Origin of the sequence: Metabacillus schmidteae, from assembly GCF_903166545.1 — a bacterium.
GTDB classification, from domain to species: Bacteria; Bacillota; Bacilli; order Bacillales; family Bacillaceae; genus Metabacillus; species Metabacillus schmidteae.
The window spans coordinates 156,441-175,824 of the sequence record NZ_CAESCH010000001.1 but is presented as its reverse complement, the minus strand read 5'-3'; the positions used below and the strand labels follow the sequence as shown (position 1 = coordinate 175,824).

The window sequence follows — 19,384 nt, the reverse complement described above, 5'->3', positions numbered from 1 at the left end:
GAACAGGTGAAGGATGTTAAAACCTCTATTTCGTTAAATGGTACACAACAGATTCGTAAGGACGTAATGTGATGTTTTCAAACGACAGTCCAGTATCTTTGTAATTGGATAGCAGGATGTCTCGCTTATAGCCATTTATTTCAACATGCTTAGGTAAGACAAACGTTGCTGGTTTGTCATAAAAATTATTCAGTACTAAAAGTTTCTCCGTTTGCGTATTTCGTAGATAGGCAAATACAGATGGATCATTTTCTACTAAAAGCTCATATTGACCAGTTGTGATAATATCGTATTTTTTACGTAAGGATATGAGCTTTTGATAATGATAAAAAATTGAATTTTCATCAGCCATTGCGGTTTCTGCATTAATTTGTTGATAATTTTTCGATACATCGATCCAAGGTGTGCCTGTTGTGAAGCCGGCATGCTGTGAATCATTCCATTGGACAGGTGTTCTTGAATTATCACGTGATTTATGTTTCAGAATTTCAAGAATTTCTGTCTCTTGCATTCCTTTTTCTTTTAAAATGTTGTACATATTCAATGATTCAACATCACGATATTCATCAATTGAAGTAAACTTAGGGTCTGTCATCCCGAATTCCTCTCCTTGATAAATATAAGGAGTCCCCTGCATCATATGGATCGTTGTTGCCAGCATCTTAGCTGATTCAACACGGTATTCTTGATCATTTCCATAGCGGGAGACAACTCTTGGCTGGTCATGGTTACACCAGAATAAAGCGTTCCAACCGCCGCCGTCATTCATCCCTGTTTGCCAGGTTGAAAGAATCTTTTTTAATGCAAGGAAATCCATATCTCCGATTGCCCATTTCTCACCGTTAGGATAATCAACCTTTAAGTGATGAAAATTAAACGTCATACTTAATTCCCCGCGCTCAGGATTGGAGTATTGAACACAGTGATCAATCGTTGTTGATGACATTTCACCGACGGTCATGCTGTTGTGCTTTGAAAAGACTTCCTTGTTCATTTCGTGAATAAATTCATGTACTCGAGGACCGTCTGTATAAAATTTTCTCCCATCGCCAGGTGCAATGGAACCATCATCATCAGGGAAGCATTGGTCCTTTGAGATTAAGTTAATGACATCAAGTCGGAAGCCATCGACGCCTTTTTCAAACCAAAAGTTCATCATGTTGTACACTTCTTTTCGAAGTTCTTCATTCTCCCAGTTAAGATCAGCCTGTGTAACATCGAATAAGTGAAGATAGTACTGTTCTGTTTCTTCATTATACTCCCATGCAGGACCGCCAAATTTTGAGACCCAGTTTGTTGGCACTGATCCATCTTTCTTTGGATCTTTCCAAATATAATAATCACGATAAGGGCTTGATTTCGATTTTTCCGCTTCTTTAAACCATCTATGTTCAGTTGATGTGTGATTAACAACGATATCCATAATCACTTTTATTCCAAGCTGATGAGCTTTTTCCAGTAATTCGTCAAAGTCACTCATTGTACCGTATTCTTCATGTATTGAGTAATAATCACTAATATCATAGCCATTATCTTTTTGAGGTGAAGCGTAGATAGGTGTAAGCCATATCACATCAACACCGAGATTTTTTAAATAAGATAACTTGCTAATAATTCCTTGAATATCTCCTACACCATTTCCGGTTGTATCACAAAAGCTTTTTGGATATATTTGATATACAACTGATTTTTTCCACCAAGGGTTATTCAATATAAACACCACCGTTTTTCTAAGTTTTTAGTTCTATAGTTGAAATGAAAGAAAAGGGACAAATTTCTCGTCCCTTTTTCTGTTATTTTTCTTTTTTCATCTTAGCTAACAAATAGGTTAAAACAAATGGTACAACAAGGACAATGGCCATACCTATAAAGAATGAAGGCCAGAATTGTGAATCAATTGATAGGAATCCCGGTAATCCACCAACCCCAATCGAAAATGCCTTCACTCCATTAATGGAGATAAATAAACCTCCGATAGCAGAGCCAATGATCGCTGCGATAAATGGATAACGGTAGCGTAAGTTGACACCAAACATAGCAGGCTCTGTAACACCCAGCCAAGCTGAAATACTTGATGTTAGGGCTAAGCCTTTTTGTTTCTCTTCTTTTAAAATTAACATCATTGCAAATGCGGCAGAACCTTGTGCGATATTTGAAAGAGCAAGCATTGGCCAGAGGAATGTACCTCCTGCGTTTGCTAATTGAATATCAACAGCAAGGAAAGTATGATGCATACCTGTTACCACTAATAAGGCATATAATCCACCATAGATAAGACCGCCAAGTGCAGCGAAGTTTTCAAAAATTGCAATAACCCCATCTGTTAACACATTTCCTATTGCAAATGTCACAGGTCCAATAACAATGAAAGAAGCAAATCCTGTAATTAAAAGTGTTAATGGAGGAACAACTAGTAGCTGAATGCCATCAGGTACATGTTTTCGTAAAAAGGTTTCCAATTTAGCTAGTAAAAGGGATGCAACTAAAATCGGTAAAACCTGACCTTGATAGCCGATTTTTTCAACTTCTAGTCCGAATAGGTTCCAGGTAGGGATTTCTTCAGCAGAACCATATCCCCAAGCATTTAATAAATCTGGATGTACTAACATTAAACCGAGCACAATCCCGAGTAATGGACTTCCTCCGAAACGATTAACAGCTGACCAACCGATGAGTCCTGGTAAAAAGGTAAAGGCTGTATTAGCTATTAAGTTAATAATGTTAGCTAAGTCTGCCCATTGTGGATAAACATCAACTAGTGATTGCTCATCAAAGAAAATGCCTGGTCCTGTTAAAATGTTATTAATTCCCATTAATAAACCAGCAGTTACAATCGCCGGTAGGATAGGAATAAAGATATCAGCCAATGTTTTTATGGCACGTTGAAGAGGATTTAAATTCTTCTCTGAAGCTTTCTTAACATCTTCCTTTGATGCCTCTCCAGCTCCTGTTTGCTGAACAAGCTCTTTATAAACCTTATCAACCGTTCCTTGACCAATTACAACCTGAAACTGTCCATTTGTTGAAAATGAACCTTTCACTAATGAAATTTCTTCAAGTGATTCTTTATCTACTTTTCCTTCATCAACCAAAGCAAAGCGTAAACGTGTTACACAGTGTGTGACTGCGGAAATATTATCTTTTCCACCAATGGCATCAATGATTTGACTTACTTGTTTTTGATCGACACTCATTGTTTTCCCTCCTATATATAATCCTTTTACTTGGCTATAGCGTTTTCATTTAGGAGATGAACTCCAGAGATCTGTATATACAACTATGTTATTATCATAAACTTGTATATACATGTTGTCAACGAAAATTAAATCGGTTTCATTATGAACATAAATTTTTATTAATCGTTACATTGAATTGCCGGTTCATAACATGGTAAAACTGAAAGGAACTTTGAATGAATAATAGAAAGGAATAAATGAATGAGTTACGAAAGAATAATTGACCAATATATCACAACAAATGATCATTTTCTTCAAGAGTTTATTGCTCAAACTCTGCATGATTATCCAAATAAAAAGAACGAATGGACAAGGTTTTTACTTCGAGAAGCCATACAGAATCCCGAGAAAGCAACGATTCTTTTATATTTGAAGGTGGAACCCGAGGATGTAGAAGCAGCTATGATGATAAAGGAAGGACTAGACCGGATACATAATAGTATTCGCCATTTTTTCACCCAATTATTATTGGACTTTACCCCTGATATCATCTTAGAAAACCAACATCTGTTAACGGATTTAATTAACGATCAAGATTGGGACATTTATCAGGTGCTGTCAGAAGGCTCAGAAGATGAAGTTTGGAAGGAGTACATAAAGATCCTGACCAGACTTGAAAGTGAAAGCGATTTTAATATGAATGTATATCTTTTAGCAAAAAAGATTGCCTTTACACTAGTGAAAAAGAATTACATAACAAGGGATCAAGTAATGATGATGTTCGAAGCAAATAGGAATGAAGAATGGTTTCAATATGACGGATATTTAGCTGTTTATATGATGGGTCTAATGGAAATGAAGGAAACCACCGCTCAGCTTGTCTCCCTTTTAACAAGAGACGATGATATGTTGCTGGAGGAAATATCCGAAGCACTGATTTCATTCCAAACAGACGAGGTTGTTGATGCAGTCAAGGTATATTTAAATGACATGGAAGCCAATATCTTTGCAACTTCAATTATTGAGAATATAAAAACAGAACATGCCGTAAATGAATTGAGAAATGCCTATCATCAAGTAGAAGCAGATATGCAGGGAACAATCTTTGAAGCATTAGTACATCAACTATCACCATCAGCCGAACCGGAAATTCAAGATTATTTAAATCATGTGGGGTCGTCAAATTTCATTGACATCAACCTGCTGGCATACAGTTATTTTAAATTACTTGGAATTGATCATCCTAGATTAGGGATTTGGAGAGATAACTTAGATAAGAGGTAAACGTTTAGGGAAGTCCCGTAAAAAAGTGAAATGATCTTTTACGGGACAAAATAATAAATGAGGTTGCTTCAAAGTATGTCTCCTACTTATATTTTATACCTCTATAGTGGAATGGAGCGGAAGACACATGACTCCTGCGGGAAGTGAGGAAAGGCTGAGACCCCACAGGCGAAGCCGAGTTATCATGAACGAAACTAGCTCCTTACTCGTAAATTCGTAGGTTAATTTGGTAAGAATGTTTATTGGTAAGTAAACAAAAACCAAATCAGAGCTACATTACGGAAGGAGCTAGTTATTATGAAGGATACCATAAAATTTGTAGGTTTAGACGTATCAAAAGAAAAAATTGCTGTCGCTATTGCAGAAGAGGGCCGTGAAGAGCCTAGATATTACGGAATGATTGCACATACACATGAAGCAATAAGGAAATTAATGAAGAAGCTTGGAGAACCTCACACTCTACGAGTGTGTTATGAAGCAGGACCAACTGGATATCCATTATATAGATTATTAACCTCGTTGGGTGTCCATTGTGAAGTGATTGCTCCGTCATTAATTCCTAAAAGGCCAGGTGAGCGTATAAAAACTGATCGTAGGGATTCAATTCGATTAGCTCAGTTATATCGATCAGGTGAATTAACTTCTATTTATGTTCCAACTCCAGAAGACGAAGCTCTCCGAGATTTAGTAAGAGCACGTGAAGATGCAAAAGAAGATGAGCTAAGAGCTAAACATCGTTTAACTAAATTTTTATTACGTAATAATATTAAACCACCAACTGGGGTTAATAAATGGACTAAAAAGTACCGCGAATGGTTAGATGCTTTGAAGTTTGAAAAGTCCTCTTTACGAGTTGTTTTCCAAGAATATTATCACCAAATAAAAGAATTAGAACAACGTGTTCGAAGGCTCGAAGAGGAAATTAAAGTACAATCTATTGAAGGTGTTCATGCACCAATAATTCAAGCCCTACAAGCATTAAGGGGTGTAGCCCTTGTAACGGCTACTAGTCTTGCGGCTGAAATTGGTTCATTTAGGCGTTTTCGAACTCCCAAAAAATTTATGGCTTATATTGGGCTAATTCCGAGCGAATCCTCTAGTGGTGATAAAAGAAGACAAGGAGATACGACAAAAACAGGAAATCGACATGTTAGACGTTTATTAATTGAAGCTGCATGGAGCTATAGATATCAACCTGCAGTTAAAGGGGAATTAAAAAGACGTCAAGATGGTCAATCGCCAACAGTTCAAGCGATATCCTGGAAAGCTCAAAATCGACTTCATCGAAAATATTTTCGACTAATATCTAGAGGGAAAGAACACGGTAAAGCAATTACTGCAGTGGCAAGAGAGTTGGCAGGTTTTATTTGGGCTATTGCACAAGAGGTAGAAGAGGCTTCAAGAGCTTGAGTATTAAATAGGTCTTTAAAATTCGATTTATTAAAGTTTTTTAAATGATTCAGATTTTGTAGATTTTAAAATAGATCCATGAGAATAGGGCTCGAAGGCAAAGTAAAATACCGGAAAGGAAAATCCACGCGCCTCCTCTGTGCTAATCTTAATTAGATTAACGCACGCGCCGAGTTAGTGGAAAAGTCCTTTATACGGAAAGATAAATTGTGATAACCCACGAATATCAGGATGCTAACCGCAGTAGAGATTTTGCCTTCGTGCCGTATTCTTATCGTCTATTCAAATAAAGTAATCAGGAGGTAAGGATAATTCATTATTTCTTCCTTAGCTTAACGCAGTATCTCAACTCTAAGAATAGCAGTCAAGGAGAACACTTGACAGCCATTCTTAGAGTTGAGGATGGGTTAGTAAGCTAAAGAAGGAGTTAATCTAGCCTGAAAGGCTAATAGGACAACAAAGTAAAGAAGCCGAAAATAGCTTCTCTTCTTAAAGATACCCAAAAATCATTCAATTACTAATTTAGAGTGGGAGCCTTGACAGTTTCGTTCATATCAGGAGGCTCAGCTTCCTCCCCGGCGAGTCTTGTGTCTGCAGCGCAATGGAACGAACTAATTTCAACGTTTAACTTTATTAGAAGAACATAGTTTGCAAGGCAGTCTTACTGAATAACCTCAATATGCTTAAAATCCTTCACCTGAAAAAGCCCCAAATCAGTTAACTTTAGCTCGGGTATAACAGGTAACGCCAAAAACGACAAAGTCAAAAATGGATTAAAATCCCCGGAAAACCCAATCTCAAAGAGAGCTCTATCTATTTCTTTCAGATTTTCATTGATTTTAATAAAAGATGCAGTCGTCATTAAACCTGAAATCTCAAGTGGTAATGATGCAATCACTTCATTTCCTTTAATCACAACAAGCCCGCCGCCCATTGCTTTTATAGCTTCAATTGCTTTTAAAAGTTCTTGATCATTTGTCCCAAGGGCAATAATGTTGTGAGAGTCATGTGCGACAGTCGAAGCAATAGCTCCAGATGTTAAGCCAAACCCTTTTACAATGCCTAATCCTATATTTCCTGTAGAGGAATGGCGTTCAATCACAGCCATTTTGAGTTGATCTTTTATAACAGAAGGTTGGAATTGACCATCCTTCGAATCAACTTTTTCCATCACATGCTTTGTGATAATTTTATTAGGAATGATTTCAATGATATTGGCTGTTGCGTCTTTTGGACAAGATATTTGGACATCCTCCAGACTTATTTCATTAATATGAATTGTATCCAGTAAGGAAGGAGGTATGGCTTCTGCTTGATAAGAAGAATGTACACAATGCCCTTCTTCGGCAATAAGTTCGCCTTTAATAAATACTTGGTTAACTTTCACAGATTGCAGATCATCTAAAAATACAATATCCGCATCATAACCAGGTGCAATCGCTCCTTTTGTCGGTAATCCGAAACACTCAGCTGCATGAAGTGTTGCCATTTGGTAGGCGGTGATCACATCTAATCCATTTTCAATCGATAGTGAAATGTTGTAATCAATACTTCCTTCAACGATCAAATCATCTAAGTGCTTATCATCTGTCACAAAAAGGCAGCGTCTTGCATTACGTTCAGTGATAGCAGGTAAAAGAGCTTTTACATCTCTTGCTGCAGAACCTTCGCGCAGCATGACATACATCCCTCTTTTTAATCTTTCATATGCTTCTTCTGGTGTGACACATTCATGGTCTGTTTTAATGCCTGCTGCTGCATATACATTTAAAGCATCACCTGTTATCCCGGCGGCATGGCCATCGATTTTTTTTCTGAGCTGATGTGCATCAGATAGCTTTTCCATCATCATTTCCTCCTGATGAAAGACAGATGGAAAATCCATCACTTCTGCAAGACCTAGTACACTTTGTTCTTGATAAAAGCCCCTTAAATCCGCAGCTGATAATGTGGCACCTGCATTTTCGAATGGTGTGGCAGGGACACAGGATGGCAGCATAAAGAATGTATTTAGAGGGAGGTTTTTAGCGGAATCGATCATAAACTGAATACCGGCTGTACCACTTACATTTGCAATTTCATGTGGATCTGCAATGACTGTTGTAACACCGTGCGGGACGACAACCTGTGAAAATTGTTGAGGAGTGACCATCGCTGATTCAATATGAACATGTCCGTCGATAAATCCAGGAGATATATATTTTCCATTTGCATCAATGACCTTTTCACCCTCGTATTGACCTATGCCGATGATGATTCCATCTTGAATCGCAATGTCTTCCTCAATGATTTCTCCATTAAATACGTCAATGATTTTACCATTTTTGATAACCAGATCAGCTTTTACCTTTTTAGCTGACGCGGCTAGCTTTCTAGCTGAAAAAGAATTCATCAGGAAAAAGCTCCTTTCTTTTGCCATTTGTATGTTTTCCAAAACAATTGATTGTATTAAAAAACCGCAAGAAAAAGTGTGTGTACTTTCTCTTTGCGGGATTTCCTGGACTTTCATATCACTGTTTATTTAGATTAGCATACATTTTAAAATGTGTAACAAAACGTGTCAATATATATTACACAACATTTTGAAACGTTGATGTGTAAGTATAGCAGGGTTAATTTTTAAAAGGTTCAAATTGATTGTCATTATCTGAGTTTATGAGCAAGGTATTTTGGATGCTTGAGCTTTTATTTAGTAGAAGTCCAAGGTTATTTTGTGTTTCGATGATCGTTCCGCGCTCCAGTGCCTGATAAAAAATTTGCTCTTCCCAAATGGGAACGATGGTATCGGGTGTGTCACTTTTTAACTCAATCCATGCTCCATCTTTTTTGCCATAGCTTTTTCGGATCGGTTCGTTTCTCCCTAAAGTAATGAGCCATACAATTAGTTTCATCATGCTGCCTGTTAACATATCAAAGCTTATATTTTTCATCGGACTGCTTGTTAGCTGATAGATCGAAAGCTGTGCTCCATTTAGGTTAACATGAGCTCTTATGGCTGAAGCATAATGAACATCACCTGATAGAATGATGCATTCACTTGGTTTATGTTTCGATAAAAAGTGGAGAAATGAGTAGAAGCCGGTTAAATTATATTTCCACGCTTCAAAGTCTAATTGATATTGAACAGGCATACCTAAAGATCGGAAAGGATAAACTTGATTTTTTAGAAATTTTTCAATAACATCTACCCCATATAAAGGTGTAGGAGATGCTATCCGCAGGGAGTCACCATTTTTCCATTCGTTACTCTTAAGCAATTGATCTAGTAGTTCCCACCCCTTTTTACCGATTAATATCGGTGTCTTGGGTGTCTCGTTTATTAGTTGTAGCAATTTCATTTTTGTAGGGGAAGAATCATAGTCCCGCAGTGTGCGAGTATCTAAACAAAGTGTACGCGGAGCTGTAGGTGCTATAAAATGCCACGAGTCGAAAGATAATAGTGTATCTTGCCAGTCTTGATAGTATTTGGATCCAATTGGATATGTTTTTACATATTGTTGAATAGTTTGAATGAAAGCATCATCAAAATTCTCCGGTTGGTTTCCCCAGCCTTGAAATACCCAAAACGCTGTTAGACCGTTGCAAATGGTATGTTTACCAAGTGGTGCCCTATAGACTTTTCTGATCCACTCTGCAGAGATGTTCCAATCATCTGTTATATCATGATCATCAAAAATCATATATGTTGGAATATTTGCCAACACTCTTCTTACCTTTGATGTACCGCTGCGGAAATTGTGAAGCTCCTTTACTTGTTCCTCGTTTCCCTCTAGAGTTTTAAAAGATTTATTCTGCTCATTGGTAAATAAATTCCAAAGTACAGGGCTCCAGCTAAGTAAATACATCGCAGCATATTCTCCGAATGAAATCAGATGGTTGTGCGCATTTGAGGATGTAAATTTACACAATGTTTCAATGATGTGCTGTCTGCCCTGAATGTTGTATAAGTGATGTAAATGTTGATGCAGTTTAGGCTCAACGAAAGTAAGATCTTCCCTTTTACCGATTAAATAGTGTACAATTGCTTGAATATAAGGGACGAGTGGGTCTGCGATATCATCTGCATAAATTTGATCTCCCAGCATAAAAAGAGAGCTGGGCCGTAAATTAAGGTCAAAACGATGTTGACTGATGACACGATCAGCGTTTGGTAAGGCATCTTGTCCTTTTCCATGTGCTTTTCTACATGAGCCATATAGAACGGGAGACTCCTTTTTTGTGTTAATATAAAAGGTCGGATAGTCTAATCCTTCATATATAAGTGAATCTGGATGGCTTTCAGTTAATAGTTGAAAACTATCGAGGTCATACGTTTGCGTTCCTTTTTGTAGATAAAGGTTATAACCAAGTAATTGCTCGACAGGAAAGTTTTTGTGAGTTGGGTTGACTTTGATTAAATGGACAAACAACTTTTTCCCTAAAGTTATTGTCTTGGTTTGCGTATGAACTGGTAATTCTTCATAAACTAGGCTGTATTCTGATTGTTGAATGGTAAGTACTTTTGCAGTAATAGATACTTTTTCACTAGTTGCCAGCCAAATGGTCACTTGAGTACAATCTACTCGACGAAGGATCGGACCGGAGAGAATCATGGGAAGTTCCATTTTTCCAGTCACCACCTTGATCTAGGTATTTCTACTACCTTATTCAGTCATGATGATTTGGTGATGATGAAAGATTTGCTTAAATTTGAATTCTTCATTAAACTCTAACTAGATATTTACAACGGGATGGTGGAGATGGTGAATAATAACCAAAACCAAACCTTTGATGTGATTGAGGTGTGTTTGCTGGCGGGTAAGATTATGCTCAGGAGTGGCGCAGAAACATATCGGGTGGAAGATACAATGATGAGAATTGCAGCAGCTTATGGTATTGCGGATTCTCATAGCTATGTCACACCAACAGGGATTATCTTTTCTGTAAGCAGTAAAACACCGACACAGCTAGTCAGAATTGTTGATCGTTCAACAGATTTACAAAAAGTTGCAAAGGTTAATGGGGTTTCAAGGCAAATTAGTAATGGAGAACTCACAGTAAACGAAGCGTATGAACAGTTAAAGGAAATCGAGCTTGATGCACACGCTTATCCGATCTGGGTACAAATTGGGGCTGCTTCTATAGCGAGCGGCTGCTTTCTTATCATGTTTAAAGGAGATTGGTCAGATTTTTTACCAGCCGTAGTTGCCGGAGGTATTGGTTTTTCAAGCTTAATTTATATCCATCAACTTGTCGAGATCAAGTTTTTTGCGGAGTTTCTGGCTTCATTACTTATTGGATTATTATCTGTCCTTTTTGTTGTCCTCGATTTAGGAACAGAGCTTGATAAGATTATCATTGGTTCTGTGATGCCGTTAGTTCCAGGACTATTAATCACAAATGCTGTAAGAGATTTAATGGCAGGCCATTTAGTGTCAGGTATATCAAAAGGTGCAGAGGCGTTTTTAACGGCATTTGCGATAGGAGCAGGTGTTGCAGTTGTCTTTTCATTTTATTAAGAAGTTGCTTCCGCGGTTCGGGGAGGGATATGTTTGATCGAACAGGTGATTACAAGTTTTGTGGCGTCGGCTGCATTTGGAATTATTTTTAACGCTCCTGTAAAAGCATTACTTCGAGCCGGGCTTGTTGGTATGATTGGTTGGATGGTTTATACCGGTCTGTATGAATATTCGAATGATAGCGTGTTTTCTTCTTTGGTTGCCTCATTTTTTATTGCCATTATTAGTCAATTTTACGCAAAGAGGCATAAAACACCTGTTATCATTTTTAATGTTTCAGGAATCATTCCGTTAGTGCCGGGTGGATTAGCGTACGATGCGATGCGGCAGGTAGTAGAGAATCAATATAATGATGCAATAGCTCTTTCAGCTGAAGCTTTTATGATTTCAGGCTCTGTTGCAATTGGATTAGTTTTATCGGAAGTAATGAATCAAATCATTCGTAAGATAAAAAATAGGGATAATAAACAAAACAATATTGCAGATCATAAAGGTCTTAAATAATGACAGAGTCTAATGTATAATGTTTTAATGACGAATAGAGAGGTATTTTAAAGATGAATGCATTTATAAAAAATCAAATACAACAATTTCAGGATAAAAATCAAAATAGAGGACGTTTATTAGTTAGTTGTCCGGACCAACCAGGTATTGTATCCACAATTTCTAAATTTTTATTTTCACATAATGCGAATATTATTGAATCCAGTCAGTATTCAACAAATCCGGAAGGCGGTACATTCTTTATTCGTATTGAATTTGAATGTCCAAACCTGAAAGAAAAAGCTGCTGAGATGGAAAGCCAATTTGGTGAGATCGCGAAAGAGTTTTCGATGGCATGGAAACTGACTCATGTATACAACGTGAAAAAGGTGGCCATTTTCGTCTCAAAAGAGCTTCATTGTTTGTTAGAACTATTATGGGAGTGGCAAAGTGGAGATTTAATGGCTGACATCGCACTTGTGATTAGTAATCATGAGGAAGCAAGAGAAGTAGTTGAGTCCTTGAACATTCCATTTTATTATATCCCGGCAAATAAAGATATTCGTGAGCAAGTAGAAGAAAAGCAGTTGGAATTATTAAATGAATTCAATGTTGATTTAATTATTTTAGCTCGTTATATGCAAATTTTAACGCCGAAATTTGTATCAGCGAATCCAAATAAAATCATCAATATTCACCACTCGTTCTTACCTGCGTTCATTGGAGCAAGACCATATGAGCGAGCATATGGACGTGGAGTAAAATTAATTGGTGCAACGTCGCATTACGTAACAAATGACTTAGACGAAGGTCCGATTATTGAGCAGGATATTAGCCGCGTTGATCACCGAGATAATGTTGACAATCTAAAGAAAATTGGTCGTGCTGTTGAACGAAGTGTTTTAGCGAGAGCTGTAAAATGGCATCTAGAAGATCGAATTCTTGTACATGAAAATAAAACAATTGTCTTTTAACGGATTAAGAGGTTCGAATCTATTTCGAACCTCTTTTGTGTGAAGTAAATACATTGAGTTACAAAAATGCAGGAGAACTTGCAAAAAAGAATTAAAAGATGCAAAAAAATGGTCAAACTTGCAAAATTTCTGGCCCTTTCTGCAAGAATCCTTCAAAGATGGTCTCTGATCACCAGTAGAAGCAAGTGACTGAAGTAGAAATAACCTGAATCAGCTAAAGAGCCTTCAATTTAAATAACGAACTTTTCAAAAAAGTGATACAATATTGGCATTAAGGAAAAGCGGAGGTACGTTATGAAGCGACTAAATGGCAAAACGATCGCCCTTGCAGGTCAGCGTAAATCTGAAGAATTAAGTAAATTAGTAGAAAACTTAGGCGGAAAAGCGTTAATTCGTCCGGCACAGGGGACTGTTTTTTTAGACGACACAAATGTAGAAAAAGAAATTCATGCCCTCATTGAAGGTGACTTTGATTGGCTCATTTTTACAACTGGACTTGGAACAGACAAGCTTTATCAAACTGCTATGAATATGGGATTAGATGAACAATTTATTCAAGCATTAACAAAAGCGAAAATAGCTGCAAGAGGTTATAAAACTGTCAATGTTCTTAAGAAACTCGGGTTACAGCCAGATGTCAGAGATGATGATGGTAGTACGGCTGGTTTAGTGAGAGAACTTAGTGCTCATTCTTTAAAAGGCTGTCGGGTTGCGTTGCAGCTCCATGGTGATCCTGCTCCTCTTTTAATTGATTGGCTGAAAGACCAACAAGCAGAATTTCGGGAGATTCTTCCCTATAAGCACATTCCCCCAAAACCAGAGGTGATGGAACAGCTTGTTAGTGAAATTCTGGATGGAAAGATTGATGCCGTTAACTTTACAAGCACACCACAAGCAAGATTTTTAATGTCCTATGCAAAAGAACACGGTTTAGAAAAGGAAGTGTTAGAGGCATTTTCAACAAATGTCATGGCTGTTTCAGTTGGAAAAGTAACAGCACAGGCATTAAGAGAAGTAGGAATTACGCGAATGGTCGTTCCAGAGGAGGAACGAATGGGGAGTGCTATAATCGCTTTAGTAAACTATTATAAAGGTCTAGAAGAGAGCGCAGACTAAAATAAAATGCCTGATATCCTTTCTGAAGGTGTCAGGCATTTTTTTCGTTAAGAGCGGTTAACGAAGAATGGTAAGGATTGAACTCCTAATAAGCGGGCATATGTGAATAATTGACCTTTATGGTGAATTTCATGGTCCTTTGCACTTTCAAGTAGAGCCAAACCGGGCGACTTCATACCGGCAAATTCAACAACTGCCTCCAATTGCTCGTCAGTTAAAGCTTGCAGCTTAGATTTTGTTTGATTTGTTTGATTTTCAACCAATGTTTTTAGTTCACTTAGCGTTTCGATGTTTGATGATCCTGTTGGAGGTGTGAACACACCATTTTTTACTGTATCAGCAAACATTTCCATTGCACCTGAGATATGTAAAACAAGCTCGGAAAGTGACATCGCATCTTCCCATGGTTTATAGCTAAGATGTTGATCTTCAAATGTATCAAGTAATTCATGTAGTACTTTACGGTGGCTCATCCAGCCTGAAACTAGTTCATTAATTTTTGACATGCCATTCATCTCCTTAATAAAGTTGTCATTCATCTTGATTATATCTTATAGAGAATTAAATAACTGAAAATATGCTCCTTTATATTTTCTTTATGTCCCATGAAAGTCAGGTTTCTAATCGTGAAAGGTAAATTAATTTTGTTAGCGCTTTACTTATTGTATAATAGAACTTGTCTAAAATATTTAGAAAGCGATTTCCTAAAAGGGATGGTGGAGAAAATGAACTATCGCCAACTTGGTGACACAGATCTAAACGTAAGTGAATTGAGCTTTGGAACTTGGGCAATCGGAGGCTCATGGGGAAAATCAGATGATACAGAAGCATTAAAGGGTCTTGAGCGTGCAATGGATGCTGGTGTGAATTTCTTCGATACAGCAGATGTGTACGGAGATGGCCATAGCGAGGAGTTACTTGCCAAGGCTACGAAAGGCAATGAAGATAAAATCCATATTGCAACAAAGTTTTGCCGTGCAGGGGATATTTTCGATCCGGAAACGTATTCTGAGAAGGCGGTTACGGCATATTGTGAAGCAAGCTTGAAAAGACTTCAGCGCGACACAATTGATCTTTATCAAATTCATTGCCCGCCGATGGAGATTCTAAAAAATGGGCAAGTTTTTGAGGTGTTGGACAAGCTGCAACAACAGGGGAAAATTCGCCACTATGGAGTAAGTGTGGAAACAGTGGAAGAAGGTTTATTCTGTTTGGATCAATCGAACGTGAAGGCTTTACAAGTTATTTTTAATATTTTCCGTCAAAAGGCAATTCCTGAATTGCTTCCACAGGCGAAGTTAAAAGGCGTTGGCTTATTAGCGCGTGTTCCTTTAGCAAGCGGGTTGCTAACAGGAAAATTTGGGGCAAATGCTACGTTTGAGGCAGACGATCACCGTAACTTTAATAAAGATGGTGAGGCTTTTAATGTTGGAGAAACATTTGCAGGTGTCGAATTTTCAAAAGGTGTTGAGCTAAGTCAGAAGCTTAACTGGATCGCTGAAGGTCGTGGAAATATGGCACGAGCTGCCCTTCGCTGGATTTTGGACCATGAGGAAATCACAACGGTTATCCCTGGATTTAAAACAGTAAAGCAGGTTGAAGACAATCTACAGGCAACTGAGGTACCTTCTTTTAGTGAAGCTGAGTTAACAAGGTTAACTAATTTTTATAATGAAGAAATACATCCGAATATTCGTGGAGTTTACTAGAAAGAAAGGATAGAAGCTCTTATCGGTTGGGGGATAAGGTAAAGCACCTGAGTTTAAAAAATAGACGGAAAAATTCCGCTTATTTAGTAAGTTATGATTAAATAAGGCATAAATAGGCGGAGAGATTCCGCCTATCGACTCAAAAAGTGAGAAAAAGGGAGATTTTGCTTTTCATAATCGGAAAATCTCCGCTTATTTTTCTATTACTAATTATTCGACACAGGACAAGACATTCTACTAAAAGTAAATGAGGTTTTATATAAAGAAGGATTTTATATACCGATAACGATGGAAATATCACTGCCATCGGTCCGTATTATAAGAAAAGCACCTCAAAAAAGAATCCTTTCCCTATGTTGTAAGAAGCATTCCCACTACATTATAAACTCGACTCCTTCAATTCCAGCGCAGAAGAAGCGGTCTTTTTCCGACTTTGCACGTATTTGTACATAAAGATAGCTAAAATTAAAAACAAACCAGCTAAAAGATAAAGAGTTTGATAGCCTAACTGAGCTGCAACGATTCCGAGTATAAATGATCCGGCTGCGATACCTGAATCAAAAAGAGTAAAGAATGTCGCAGTTGCATGTGCACTTCTACTATGTTCAGTTGATTGAACCGCAAGTGTTTGGAAGCAAGGAACAATCGTACCATACCCTAATCCGATGAACGCACCTGCTAAAAGAAACATAAACGTAGTCTGAGACATACTTAATAACAAAAGTCCGACCATAAAAAAGACGAGTGCTGGATAAATTACAATATTTGGTCCTTTTGTATCAAATAATCGACCGCTGAAAGGTCTTGATGCAATCATAACAACGGCAAAGACAACGAAGAAGTAGCTTGCTGCATCTAATAGCTTCAATTCATTTGCATACATAGAAATGAAGGATAAAACACTTGAATATGCAAAGGCAACTAAGCTACCTACAAGTGCAATCGGCAGTGCTTTTCCGTCCAATAAATCCTGTACTTGAAGTCGCTTCTTTTCAACCGGAGCTGTTCGGGCTGCTTCATTTACTTTACTAAAGGCTGTAAACAATACACCAATTGTAATTAAGAATGCAAGAATGAAGAAAAGGGTAGTAAATGATGTGAATTGTAAGAGAGAAAGCGCAAGAAAAGGTCCGCAAACAACGGCGAAGTTCGTTGACATGACAAAATAACCAAGTCCTTCTCCTCGTCTCTTCAATGGCACCATATCAGCTGCAATTGCACCGGTAGCGGTTGTTGCAATGCTGAACCAAATGCCATGAACAAACCGTAAGACAAGAAGCAATGCATAATTGTCTATCCATAAATACATGTAGGAGCAGACGGTAAATAAAATCATGCTAATCATTAACATGCGTTTTTTTCTAAAATCCTGAAGAAGCTTACCTGAAAAAGGGCGAACAAAAATGGCGGATAATAAGAAAATCGTGACAATTAGGCCTCCATCAACACTCGAACGACCTAAATCATTTACAACATAGATGGGTAATGAAGTGAGTAATCCATAAAATGTGAGAAATAAAAAGAAGTTGATAAGAAAGATGCTGATAAATCCTTTTGTCCATATCGGTTGTTTTTCAGTTTGATTCATATAAAAATATTCCCCCTAACCTTCATTTGATGTACCTAGCTTTTTTAATAGTGCATATAATTGCTCTTGTTCATCATCATTTAAGTTGGTAACCATACTTTGTTCAAAGTTCTTTACATCCTGATCAACCAAAGGGAGAAGCTCAAGTGCTTTTTCTGTAAGAGAAACAAGTCTTTCTCGCTTGTCGCTTCCAGTTGTACGGATAATCCAACCGCTTTCCTCTAATTTAACCAGTGTTCTCGTAACGGTTGGTGCTTCAACATTTAAATAACGCCATATATCACTTTGTGTCATGGGACCGTTTGACTTTAAACAATAAAGAATGGACCATTGTGAGCTATATAGTCCATGTTTTTGTAAGTATTCATTTACTTCTTTAGTCATATGTCGTGTTTTTTGATAAAGCATATGGAAAAGTTTATTAGTTTCGATCAACCTCATCACCTCAATTTGTTACCTAGGTAAGTAATGCCTGGGAATACAAATATTTACCTAGGTAAATAAATACCTATACTAAGATAACAGAAATGATGGTGATTTGTAAAGAGATAATAATGGTGAAATCTCAGGTAGCCTGTAATCGTTACTGTTAGGGGATTTCTCTCTGGCTTAGCTTAAATTTTTCCTCAAGAATAAATAAAAAAACCCTGACAATTTTGCCAGGGTTTTTACCGAATTAAATTTTCACCGCATCTCCCTTCACCTTCCATGCCTTCTTCCAAGAATGACTTGCGAGAAGTAAGATCGTAAATGCGACGATTGCAATCACAGAAAATGTGATAAAACCGGAAGCGTATGAACCTGTCATTTCTTTTAGAGTTCCCAAAATATTTGGTAAGAAGAAGCCGCCAATCCCGCCAGCTGCTCCAACAATACCTGTGATCATTCCGATTTCCTTTTGAAAACGTTGAGGGACTAATTGGAATACAGCCCCATTTCCCATGCCTAAGCACATCATTCCAACAAAAAGTAATGCTGTGATTGCAAATAATGGAGGTAATTGACTAACTCCAAGCATACATACTGCAACACCGATGAATAAGAACGATAGTACTTTTACTCCTCCGACTTTATCTGAGATATATCCTCCAACCGGTCTGAAGAAGCTTCCTGCTGCTACACATAAAGTAACGAAATCTCCTGCTTGAACAGATGATAAATTGTATTCATCCACAAAGAACATACTCAAAAAGCTTGATAATCCTACGAATCCACCGAAGGTAACGCTGTATAAAATACAGAAAAACCAAGTATCTCTATGGGCAAATACTTTAAAATAATTTGCAAGCGGCTGAGGTGCAGGTTGTGATGGTGCATCCTTTGCCAAGATGACAAAAATGATAAACGTAATGAATAATGGAATAAGAGCAAATCCCATTGTAATATGCCATCCAAACTGTTCTGCTAAACGTGGACCAAATAAAGTTGCTAGAAGTGTACCGCTATTCCCTGCACCTGCAATCCCCATTGCTAAACCTTGAAGATGTGGAGGATACCATCTGCTGGCCATCGGAAGTGCAACGGCAAAGCTTGCACCTGCTACCCCTAATAAAATCCCGATCATATAAAGCTCAGGTAACGTAGTTCCTGCAAATAATCCCCAAAGAAGTGGAATAGATGTAATCGTCATTCCTAAAATAGCTGTTCGTTTAGGACCAAATCTGTCGGTTAAAATACCTAGCACTATTCGGAAAAATGAACCTGCAAGAATAGGAATAGCAACAATTAATCCCTTCTGTGAGGGAGATAAGCCAAAGTCCTGTGTTATAAACACCCCTAAAGCTCCAAGCATAACCCAGATCATAAAACTCACATCAAAATACAAGAAAGAGGAAAAAAGTGTCTTAGGATGACCGCTAGTTTTTAAGTCAGATATTTTCATTGTAAATCTCCTTTCATTTTCCATTTACAGTTAAAATTTTTCTAATTTTCTGTCTTGTTGTATGTCGCTTATTATAGATGGCAAAAAAGTAGTAGAAAAGATACTTGTAAGGAAATGTGACACGGAAATATAAAATGAAAAAACAAGAAGAAGATGAAAAAATGTATATAAGTAGAAACTAAGAATTCATGTTAGGTAATCTAACAAGAATAATTTTATGTGAACTAATATATGAAATAATGGATTTATTGAAAAAGTCTGATT

General features: G+C 37.5%; 15 protein-coding genes. 7 read left to right on the top strand and 8 right to left on the bottom strand.

Annotation, left to right across the window (positions count from 1 at the left end; all coding sequences use genetic code 11):
* Window positions 1–25: 25 nt before the first annotated feature.
* Both treC and treP read right to left on the bottom strand, forming a co-directional pair.
* Window positions 26–1,711, bottom strand: coding sequence for an alpha,alpha-phosphotrehalase (treC, locus tag HWV59_RS00805; protein WP_102231683.1), 1,686 nt, complete (start codon window positions 1,709–1,711; stop codon window positions 26–28).
* An 82-nt stretch (window positions 1,712–1,793) separates the two neighbouring features.
* Window positions 1,794–3,194 carry a PTS system trehalose-specific EIIBC component gene (gene treP, locus HWV59_RS00800; RefSeq protein WP_102231682.1) on the bottom strand — a complete coding sequence of 467 codons (1,401 nt, stop codon included), beginning with the start codon at window positions 3,192–3,194 and terminating at the stop codon, window positions 1,794–1,796.
* 243 nt (window positions 3,195–3,437) lie between these two features.
* On the opposite strand from treP, the gene HWV59_RS00795 reads away from it, so the two are divergent.
* Window positions 3,438–4,460, top strand: a complete 1,023-nt coding sequence (locus HWV59_RS00795; RefSeq protein WP_175637852.1) for a HEAT repeat domain-containing protein — start codon at window positions 3,438–3,440, stop codon at window positions 4,458–4,460.
* Between the two features lie 297 nt (window positions 4,461–4,757).
* Window positions 4,758–5,870: an IS110 family RNA-guided transposase gene (locus HWV59_RS00790; protein WP_175637851.1), complete on the top strand. Its 1,113-nt coding sequence runs from the start codon at window positions 4,758–4,760 to the stop codon at window positions 5,868–5,870.
* 661 nt (window positions 5,871–6,531) lie between these two features.
* Here HWV59_RS00790 and ade read toward each other — a convergent pair.
* On the bottom strand, window positions 6,532–8,262 hold the full coding sequence (gene ade / locus HWV59_RS00785) for an adenine deaminase (RefSeq protein ID WP_175637850.1): 1,731 nt from the start codon (window positions 8,260–8,262) through the stop codon (window positions 6,532–6,534).
* A 220-nt stretch (window positions 8,263–8,482) separates the two neighbouring features.
* The gene (locus HWV59_RS00780; RefSeq protein WP_175637849.1) at window positions 8,483–10,474 is read right to left on the bottom strand and encodes a metallophosphoesterase family protein; all 1,992 of its coding nucleotides are present in this window, start codon (window positions 10,472–10,474) and stop codon (window positions 8,483–8,485) included.
* A gap of 135 nt (window positions 10,475–10,609) precedes the next feature.
* Between HWV59_RS00780 and HWV59_RS00775 the strand changes: the two genes are divergently transcribed.
* From HWV59_RS00775 to HWV59_RS00760, 4 genes are all read left to right on the top strand, one after another.
* Complete coding sequence (locus tag HWV59_RS00775) at window positions 10,610–11,368, top strand: threonine/serine exporter family protein (RefSeq protein WP_102230536.1); 759 nt, start codon at window positions 10,610–10,612, stop codon at window positions 11,366–11,368.
* A gap of 27 nt (window positions 11,369–11,395) precedes the next feature.
* Window positions 11,396–11,872, top strand: coding sequence for a threonine/serine exporter family protein (locus tag HWV59_RS00770; RefSeq protein ID WP_175639953.1), 477 nt, complete (start codon window positions 11,396–11,398; stop codon window positions 11,870–11,872).
* A 53-nt stretch (window positions 11,873–11,925) separates the two neighbouring features.
* Window positions 11,926–12,825: a formyltetrahydrofolate deformylase gene (gene purU, locus HWV59_RS00765; protein WP_102230534.1), complete on the top strand. Its 900-nt coding sequence runs from the start codon at window positions 11,926–11,928 to the stop codon at window positions 12,823–12,825.
* A 294-nt stretch (window positions 12,826–13,119) separates the two neighbouring features.
* Complete coding sequence (locus HWV59_RS00760) at window positions 13,120–13,941, top strand: uroporphyrinogen-III synthase (protein ID WP_102230533.1); 822 nt, start codon at window positions 13,120–13,122, stop codon at window positions 13,939–13,941.
* Window positions 13,942–13,988: 47 nt separating this feature from the next.
* Here HWV59_RS00760 and HWV59_RS00755 read toward each other — a convergent pair whose 3' ends face one another.
* A complete protein-coding gene (locus HWV59_RS00755; RefSeq protein ID WP_102230532.1) occupies window positions 13,989–14,447 on the bottom strand; it encodes a DinB family protein in 459 nt (152 codons plus the stop codon).
* Window positions 14,448–14,666: 219 nt separating this feature from the next.
* Between HWV59_RS00755 and HWV59_RS00750 the strand changes: the two genes are divergently transcribed.
* Window positions 14,667–15,650, top strand: coding sequence for an aldo/keto reductase (locus tag HWV59_RS00750; RefSeq protein WP_175637848.1), 984 nt, complete (start codon window positions 14,667–14,669; stop codon window positions 15,648–15,650).
* A 379-nt stretch (window positions 15,651–16,029) separates the two neighbouring features.
* Here HWV59_RS00750 and HWV59_RS00745 read toward each other — a convergent pair whose 3' ends face one another.
* The 3 genes from HWV59_RS00745 to HWV59_RS00735 all read right to left on the bottom strand — a co-directional run bounded on the left by HWV59_RS00745 (window position 16,030) and on the right by HWV59_RS00735 (window position 19,120).
* Complete coding sequence (locus tag HWV59_RS00745) at window positions 16,030–17,238, bottom strand: MFS transporter (RefSeq protein ID WP_175637847.1); 1,209 nt, start codon at window positions 17,236–17,238, stop codon at window positions 16,030–16,032.
* Between the two features lie 15 nt (window positions 17,239–17,253).
* Window positions 17,254–17,646: a MarR family winged helix-turn-helix transcriptional regulator gene (locus HWV59_RS00740; protein WP_407941606.1), complete on the bottom strand. Its 393-nt coding sequence runs from the start codon at window positions 17,644–17,646 to the stop codon at window positions 17,254–17,256.
* A 268-nt stretch (window positions 17,647–17,914) separates the two neighbouring features.
* A complete protein-coding gene (locus HWV59_RS00735; RefSeq protein WP_175637845.1) occupies window positions 17,915–19,120 on the bottom strand; it encodes a nitrate/nitrite transporter in 1,206 nt (401 codons plus the stop codon).
* Window positions 19,121–19,384: the final 264 nt, after the last annotated feature.